At 53.7% G+C, this 8619-nt stretch carries 6 protein-coding genes; all 6 read right to left on the bottom strand.

The annotated features are described in order from the left end of the window. Nucleotides 1–549 precede the first annotated feature (549 nt). Nucleotides 550–1185: a (2Fe-2S)-binding protein gene (locus K0B01_14140; GenBank protein ID MBW6487280.1), complete on the bottom strand. Its 636-nt coding sequence runs from the start codon at nucleotides 1183–1185 to the stop codon at nucleotides 550–552. Continuing rightward, nucleotides 1182–3110, bottom strand: a complete 1929-nt coding sequence (locus tag K0B01_14135; GenBank protein ID MBW6487279.1) for a 4Fe-4S binding protein — start codon at nucleotides 3108–3110, stop codon at nucleotides 1182–1184. Before K0B01_14135 ends, K0B01_14140 begins: the two co-directional genes overlap by 4 nt. A gap of 12 nt (nucleotides 3111–3122) precedes the next feature. Continuing rightward, nucleotides 3123–3575, bottom strand: coding sequence for an NAD(P)H-dependent oxidoreductase subunit E (locus K0B01_14130; protein MBW6487278.1), 453 nt, complete (start codon nucleotides 3573–3575; stop codon nucleotides 3123–3125). Nucleotides 3576–3626: 51 nt separating this feature from the next. Next, nucleotides 3627–4319, bottom strand: coding sequence for a hydrogenase iron-sulfur subunit (locus tag K0B01_14125; protein MBW6487277.1), 693 nt, complete (start codon nucleotides 4317–4319; stop codon nucleotides 3627–3629). A 118-nt stretch (nucleotides 4320–4437) separates the two neighbouring features. After that, nucleotides 4438–7521: a CoB--CoM heterodisulfide reductase iron-sulfur subunit A family protein gene (locus K0B01_14120; GenBank protein ID MBW6487276.1), complete on the bottom strand. Its 3084-nt coding sequence runs from the start codon at nucleotides 7519–7521 to the stop codon at nucleotides 4438–4440. A gap of 31 nt (nucleotides 7522–7552) precedes the next feature. Next, nucleotides 7553–8619 (bottom strand): (Fe-S)-binding protein (locus tag K0B01_14115; protein ID MBW6487275.1); only part of this gene is annotated, 1067 nt, incomplete at its 5' end.

Raw genomic sequence — 8619 nt, 5'->3', positions numbered from 1 at the left:
AATGTACACAATGCTTCTATCGGGAATACGGTTTTTCAAGCAGTTAGAACCAGATTATGAACATTAAACTTCGTTTTCCCGCTTAAAATCATTGCGGGAATGACAGAATGTGAGAGTTTTGCAATTACCTCATTAAATAAACTTAAAAATAAGGCGTAAATATATGATATGCTATCATCATGATGCAAAAGACGCTATCACTTTGATAAGTTTAATGTGGTCGCACACTAACCGCGGCAGCCGGGCGTAATATTATTCCCGTCCGCCGCAATTGTACAGAGGAAAGTAAATTTACTTTTTGCTTGCATTTGAAGCGGGGGATGGGAGATCGGCTGGGCAGAAATGCTCAGGAGGTCTTTAAGATTCCCGATAACTTCTGCGACGCCAAGGGAAAGTAAGACGTCAAAAAATTTAGCGCCTTCAAGTCATCCCGCAGGAGGAATCAACTCCCGACTGATTCAGTAAACCGTCAAGGCGCAGCAGGCTCGGACCATGCTGCGCCTTAACCGTCTTGTTCAGCGGGCTGGTCTGACAATTACAAAACGTTGTCTATTTTGTTGGCGCAGGTTGGGATGAAGCGGCGGGAAAGCGGCGCTTGATGTCGGTAAATGCAAGGGCTTCGACCAGAACGAAGGCTGCCTGCAGGTACGATGTCGGGCAAAGCGGAAAACATTCCTTGCAGTCGTTGCACTCCCGGGCGGCTATTTCCGGGATGAAGCTGATCTCTTTTCTTATTCCCCTGTCAATCCAGCCGAGTGCGTTCTTTTTCTTCACCTCGTTGCAGTACCTTACGCACAGACCGCAGGTAATGCAGAAGGAGGACTCCTTCTCAAAACGGTCCGGGTTTGCGCCATACTCCCCGGCAAGCCTTTGCAATTCAGGGGCAAAGGGGGCATGGGCCATCAGCAGTTGCAAAATCATCTTGCGAATTCGATCAACCCGCTCCGATCTGGTCTTTACAACCAGCCCCGTTTCCACCGGGTAGAGGCAGGAAGCGACAACGCTGGTTCGACCGCGATTTTCGACTTCGACGGAACAAATCCGGCAGCCGCCGTAAGCCTCCAGTTTCTCGTGGTGACAAAGCGTCGGAATGGATATCCCCGCCTCCCGAGCCGCCTGTAAAACGGTCATCCCCTCTTTTGCCGCAACGTCCCTGCCGTCAATCTGCAACGTTATTTCGCTCATTTTTCCTTCCGCTCTCTCTTTATCGTTCTTTCTTCCTCGGGAACAGGCGCAGGAACAGGTTCACCGGAAAGCTTCTTCACCGCGCAGAAACGGGGCGGGCAAACCTGCAGGCAAGTTCCGCATTTTGTACATTTATTCTGGTCAATGATGTGGATCAGGTTTTTACCGCTGATAATCGCCCCGGCCGGACATTGTTTGAAGCAGATCATGCAGGCCTGGCACTTTTTCGGGTCTATATAGTACGAGATCAACTTCTTGCAGGAGAGCGCCGGACACCTTTTATCCCGGATGTGCGCCTCATATTCTTCCCGGAAGTAGCGAATTGTGCTTAAAACCGGGTTCGGCGCCGACCGTCCCAGCGCGCAAAGCGAGGCATCCTTCGTTACCTCGGCTATCTCCTGCAAAAGCTCGATGTCGCCCTCTTTTCCCTGCCCCTCGGTGATCCTGGTAAGAATCTTCAGCATCTGCCGGATGCCCTCCCGGCAGGGTACGCATTTGCCGCACGACTCATCGGACAGAAAGTCCAGAAAGTACCGGGCGACATCCACCATGCAGGTATCTTCATCGAGTACAATCATCCCGCCGGAACCCATCATCGAACCGGCGCGGGCGAGTTCATCGAAATCAACCTTCATATCCAGCAGGCCCTCCGGCATGCAACCCCCGGACGGCCCCCCCGTCTGCACAGCCTTGAATTTCTTGCCGCCGGGGATTCCCCCGCCGATCTTGTAGATGATATCCCGCAGGGTTACCCCCATGGGGACTTCCACCAGCCCGGTATTAACAACCTTGCCCACCAGCGAGAAAATCTTCGTCCCCTTGCTGCCCTCCGTCCCAATCCCGCAAAACCAGTCAGCACCCCGGTTGATGATCATGGGCACGGTGGCCCATGTCTCGACATTATTCAAAACGCTCGGTCTGTCCCACACCCCTCGGACGGCGGTGTGGATGTATTTCGGCCTGGGTTCCCCCGTCTTCCCTTCCAGCGCCGTCATCAGGGCGCTCGATTCACCAGAAACAAAGGCGCCGGCCCCCCGGTGCACCTTGACCGTAAAATCAAAGCCGGAGCCGAGGATATTCTTTCCCAGCAGGCCATACTCCTCGGCCTGCGCAATTGCCATCGTCACATTTTCTACCGCCAGAGGATATTCCTGGCGAACATAGATAAAACCCTCGTGGGCGCCGACGGCATAGGCGCCGATCGTCAACCCCTCCAGAACCGAATGGGGATTGCCCTCAAGAATGCTCCTGTCCATATAAGCCCCGGGGTCTCCCTCGTCGGCATTGACGATCACGTATTTTATCTCGCCTGGCGCCTTGCGGGACTCCTCCCACTTCCGGCCCGTCGGAAAACCGCCGCCGCCCCTTCCCCGCAGGTTGGATTTTTTTACCTCAGCCAATGCCAGCTCGGGGGTCATCTGAAAAAGAGCACGGGATAACGCGGCGTAACCGCCCAGCGCCAGATAGTCGTCAATGCTCTTGGGATCTATGTTGCCGTTGGAGCCAAAAATAAGTCGCTCCTGATTTTTGTAGAAGGGAATCTCCGATTCCCGGGCTATCTTTTCGCCGCTGTCCGGGTCCGTGTAGAGAAGCCGTTCGATGAGCTTGTGATCTCCTTCGGCATGGGCAACAATTTCCTCAACATCCCCTGTCTTTATCTGCAGATAACAGATCTCCTCAGGATGGATAACCGCAATCGGCCCCCGCTCGCAATAACCGTGGCACCCGGTCTTCCGGATATCCACCTTCCCGCTCAATCCCTGCTTTTCCAGCTCCCCAACCATGCTCGCGGCGACCTCCTCACTGCCGGAAGCGCGGCAGGCAGACCCGGAACATATCGTAATGCAGAGTTTATTTTGCTCTCTTTTCGACAACAAGCCCCTTCTGAAGTCTTCCAACTCAGCGGGTGAATTGATCTGCGCCATAGTTTTATTATCCTACTCGTAATGTTTTAACGCGTCTGCCGTCATGGACGGAGTCATTTTGCCGTGCGTCGTCCCATCTATTTCGACCACCGGCCCCAGGGCGCAGCAGCCAAGGCAGTTCACCGTCTCCAGGCTGAACTTCAAATCCTCATCCGTCTCGCCCGGTTTGATCCCGGTCCGGTCCTGCACCGAGTCCAGAACGCGCATTGCTCCCCGGACATGACAGGCAGTGCCCATGCAAACGTGAATTTCGTGACGCCCCTTCGGAACCAGACTGAAGGCTTTGTAAAAGGTCGCGACATGCTGTATCCGGGTCAGCGGAATCTGTAACTTTTCACTGACCATCTTCAACGCTTCCTTGGGAAGCCAACGATTTTCTTTCTGAATCTCCAGCAGCACCTGAATCAGCGAACTGGCGTCGCCCTGATGTTTATCAATAATATTACTTACTTTTTCAATATCCATGACCGCTTTTTCAACCCTCTCCTTCCGCTTAACCGAACCTGTTGCTGCACGTCAGGCCAGGGCGTAGCTCTTTTGCCCTTCATCGTAACTGACCAATCCCTGTCTTGACGAGCTGTTCATGTACCTCGATACCTCCGAGGACGAAAGCCCTATGCGCCGGGCAATTTCCGCGGTCGGCAGCGGTTTCTCCCGCAGAAGCAGCATGATCTGGCTTATCGCCAGCTTATCCACGATAAACTCCTTGAATATTTTGTTGACATCGGCACTGGCGAAAAATTTATAATACTCTTCCGGCGTCCGCAGAGGCACTCGCAAACGCTCTCTTTCCAAGAGCCGGATGAACGGGGTTATCGCCAACGCTGCTTCAAGCTTTTGCGCCAACAGACCTTTTTCGATTCCCTCGCCCGTGCCGAGTGGGCCTGAATGTCTTATCTTACTGCCAAATTCGTTCATTACTTCGGCAAAGCGGATCCCGTCCCCGGAAGACATATACTCTACACTCAGCCGCTCCGGGTCAATCCCGATATGCGCCATTATTTTTTTGCAGAGAAGCGCCATGCCCAGGGCATGGAAATTTCCGTGGGTGGTGTAGTTGCATTCGCCAAGCTTGCAACCGATAATAAACACCCCGTCCATTCCTTTGGATAAAGCGCGGAGCACAAACGACAAATCAATCCTGCCGGTGCACATGACGCGTATAAGTCTCATTTCAGTGGTATATTGCAGTCTGGAAACTCCAGCCAGGTCGGCAGCGCCGTATCCTCACCACTGGCAGACAAAACCTAATATTTTGGGCTTGAATTTAAGTCCCGCACTCATTGGCTTTCACCCCTTTTTGGAAAATATTGAACTTCGCTTTTTACTAATAGCCAGCCGCGGCATCGATCTGGCTGAGTATTTCTTCATCGTTAAAGTGCTTCAGTTGGATGGCCGCAGTCGGACACACCGTGTTGCAGATTCCGCATCCCTTGCAGAGGATGGGATTAACCTGCGCCTTTGTACCCTGAAGCGCACCGCCAAACTCGATCGCGCCATACGCGCAAACAGAGATGCAGGCCCCGCAGGAGACGCACCTGCTCTCATCCACCTCGCAAACGGAACCGGAGGCTACGATTGTTTCATGGGAGAGGGGGTTCAAGGCCCGGCCGGCCGCTCCATAAGCCTGGCTGACGGTTTCCGTTATGTGTTTCGGATAGTGATCAGTCCCGCAGAGATAGACGCCATCCGCGCTGAAATCAACCGGTTTCAATTTGACATGGGCTTCCGTGAAGAATCCATCCAGTCCCGTCGACACCTTGAAAAATCCGGCTGCCTCCCTGGTTCCCGGGGAGGGAACAACGGCAGCGGCCAAAGCGAGCGAATCGGCATCTATGGCAAGCTTCTTTCCCAGCACCGGATCGGTTACAGTTACCCGCAGAATCTGTCGCCCTTCCTCAATGGCCGCCTCCACCACGGGCTTGTCATTCGGATCATAGCGGATGAACTTTACTTCCTTATTCGCCGCTTCCCGGTAATAATCCTCGCTGAAACCGTATGTTCTCATATCCCGAAACAGAATGTAGATATCCATACCGGGATTTATCTCTTTGAGTTTCAAGGCGTTTTTAATGGCCTGAGAGCAGCAGATCCGGCTGCAGTAATTTCGCCCTTCCTCACGGGAGCCCACACACTGGATCATCACCAGACTCTCGGAATGGAGAAGCCGCTCATCCCCGTTGACGATCTTCTCCTCCAGCTCCAACTGGGTCATTACCCGTTCGTCTTTGCCGTAGAGGTATTCGACGGGCTTGTATTCGTCGGCGCCGATCGCCAGGACGGCAACACCGTGCTTAATCTCCGCGGTTCTTCCCTCAAACTTCACCCGGGTAACGAAACTTCCGATGTAACCGGCAACAGAAGTGATAACGGCGTCGGCATAGACATGGATCAGCGGGTGCTTATAAACCTTCCGGATCAGCTCATGGAGATAAGTCTGGACGTCCAACCCCTCCAGCGTATAGTAAAGCCTGCGGGCCATCCCCCCCAGCTCTTTTTCCCTTTCCAGCAGGTAAACCTCGTGCCCCTGGTTGGCGATGGAAAGCGCGCTGGTCATGCCGGCCAATCCCCCTCCCACAACAAGCGCCGTTTTGTTGATGGGCAGGTTATATTCCTTCAAGGGCTCCAAATTTCTAACCCGGGCTGCCGACATCCGGATTATATCCTGCGCCTTGCGGGTGGCTTCTTCCTGCTCCCGGGCATGAACCCAGGAACAATGTTCCCTGATATTGGCCATGTCCAGATAGTATTGATTGAGACCCGCCTCGCGCAGGGTGTCGCGAAACAGCGGTTCCAGGGTTCGGGGAGAACAGGCAGCGAGAATGACCCGATTCAGCCCTTTTTCCTTTATCTTGTCTGTTATTTCCTTAGCGGAATTGGTAGCGCAGGAAAAAATCTGTTCCTGGGCATAGACAACATTGGGCAAGCTCAAGGCATATTCAACCGTGGAGGGGACATCAACGATTCTGCTGATGTTGGCGCCGCAGTGACAGACAAATATCCCGATCCGCGGCTCCTCCTGCGAGAGATCCTGCTCCGGCGGATATACCCTTTCCCGGGACAGTTCCCCCCGCCTATAGTCAAGAAGTTCGCCGCATTGGGAGACAGCGCCGCTCGCGGTAAAAACGGACTCGGGGATATCGACGGGCCCCCGGAAGGCGCCGCTTATAAAGATCCCGGGTTTGGTGGACGCAATCGGATTGGAATCATTTACCTTGCAGAATCCGTGGCTTTCCAGCTCAATCCCGAATTTTCTGCTCAGGCTGGAAGCGAGGGCCGGCGGATTCAAGCCGACGGACAATACCACCATGTCGAATTCTTCCTCTTTCACACCCTCCTCGGCGGTAGAATACCTGATGGTTACATTCCTGCTTCCCGGGATCTCTCTCCCGATTGAGACATAGCTTCTAATAAAGCGAATTCCGGGAAGATTCTCGGTTCTTTGATAGTATCTCTCAAAATCCTTGCCGTAGGAGCGAACATCGTTATGGAATATCGTACACTCGGCATCCGCATCATGCTCTTTGGTCAGAATCACCTGTTTCTGGGTATAGGTGCAGCATACCGCAGAGCAATAGCTGTTGCCGCCGGGAACGACCTGCCGGGAACCGATGCATTGAATCCAGGCTATCTTGTGGGGATGCTTCTTGTCGGAAGCGCGCAGTATCTCTCCTTCATAAGGACCGGTAGCGCACAGCAGCCTTTCATAGTCCATACTGGTCACGACATTGGGCATCGTTCCGTAGCCATATTCGCCCCGGAGCCTGGGGTCAAAAGGCTCCAACCCGGAAGCCAGGATCACCGCCCCGACGTTTATTTCCACCTTCTCGGCTTTTTGATTGAAATCTATGGCCTTGTTTTTACAGACCGCTTCGCATACCCGACATTTCTTCTCTTTCAGGTAAAGACAGCTTTCATCGATATAAGTGACCAACGGAATCGCCTGCGCAAAGTATATATGAACGGCCTTGTTCGATGAAATCTGCTGATTGAAGGGATCAGGAAATCGCACCGGGCAGTACTCCACGCAAGTGGCGCAGCCCGTGCATTTATCAACATTAACGTACCGGGCCTTCTTAATCAGGGTGGCCTTGAAGGCCCCGGTTTCTCCCTCTACACTGTCAACATCCGTGTAGGTCATTACCTCTATATTGGGGTGCCGGCCGACCTCGACCAGTTTCGGTGAAAGAATTCACATCGAGCAGTCGTTGGTCGGGAAGGTCTTGTCCAATTGGGACATATGGCCGCCAATGGTCGGCGACGTCTCAACCAGATAAACCTTGAATCCCGCATTGCCGAGATCGAGGGCCGCCTGAATGCCGCTGACCCCTCCCCCGACAACCATTACATCCCCAAAATTGCCGTTTGTGATACTTTCGCAAAGCTGTTCTGCAACTGGTTCTTTTCCCATTTTCTCTGTCCTTGTCAGGTTTTTTCTCTCTCTAAATCAATCCCTGGATAATCTCCGTAATATCCTTAATCGCCAGCGCTTCGCTATCCTGCATGTTCAAGCGGCTGTCCTCGAAATTGGTGATGCAGTAAGGACAGGCCGTTACCAGCTCCTCGGCCCCTGCCTCCAGAGCCTGCGCCAACCGCAGATCGGAGAACCGCTCGCTCTTGGGCGTCTCCATCCAAATCCGCCCCCCGCCCCCGCCGCAGCACAGACTGTCCTGCCGGCAATCGGCCATCTCCAAAAGCTCCAGCCCCTCGATCTTCTTCAAAATCTCCCGCGGCTCGTCGTATATCCCGTTGTGCCGCCCCAGGTAACAAGGATCATGCCAGACAACCCTCTTTGCGTAACCCCTCTCAAGCTTCAGCCGGCCTGAACTTACCAGCTCAAATAAATACTGAGTTATATGAACGATCTCAAAGTGCACCATGAATTCGGGATATTCATTTTTAAAGGTGTGATAGCAATGGGGCGAGGAAACCAGAATCTTCTTCACCCCTTTATCAATGAAAGTCTTGATGTTTTCCCGGGCCAGACGTTTGAACAATTCCTCATCCCCCGCCTTGCGGATGCTCTCCCCGCAACAGCTTGCCTGCGGTCCCAGAATCCCGAAATCCACCCCGGCCTTGTTGAGGATATTAACGGTGGCGACCGCCGCCTTTTTCATGCGGGGATCATAGCTCAAGTAGCAGCCCGGGAAATACAGGATTTCCATCCCCGCAGTAAACTCCTTCACCGGAAGGCCTTTGGCCCAGTCCCCCCGCTTTTCCCGCTTTTCATTCAACGGATTGCCCTCGGCCATCAGGCTGGAACTGATCCCGCGGAGTGGACGGACGGAAGTGGGAAACACCCCGTATTCAGTCGCAACCCGGCGCAGGGAAACCCCCAGCTCAATGATCTTGACGCCGCGGGGACAACGCTGCGGGCAGCGGCCGCAGGTGGTGCACCGCCACATATCGTCGCTTTCGATCTCCGTCAAACCGAAGGTGGCCTGACGGATGAGCTTGCGCATGCTGAACTTGATCACCCGATTCCACGGACAGACAGAGTCGCACATCC

The organism is Syntrophobacterales bacterium (assembly GCA_019429105.1).
Taxonomy (GTDB): domain Bacteria; phylum Desulfobacterota; class Syntrophia; order Syntrophales; family UBA5619; genus DYTH01.
The sequence above is the reverse complement of the archived record's forward strand: the minus strand, read 5'-3'. Positions and strand labels throughout refer to the sequence as shown.

What these genes read in the sequence shown, in the direction of transcription:
- K0B01_14140 (MBW6487280.1), bottom strand. Translation starts at nt 1,185, where the DNA reads ATGAGCGAAATAACGTTGCAGATTGACGGCAGGGACGTTGCGGCAAAA.
- K0B01_14135 (MBW6487279.1), bottom strand. Translation starts at nt 3,110, where the DNA reads ATGGCGCAGATCAATTCACCCGCTGAGTTGGAAGACTTCAGAAGGGGC.
- K0B01_14130 (MBW6487278.1), bottom strand. Translation starts at nt 3,575, where the DNA reads ATGGATATTGAAAAAGTAAGTAATATTATTGATAAACATCAGGGCGAC.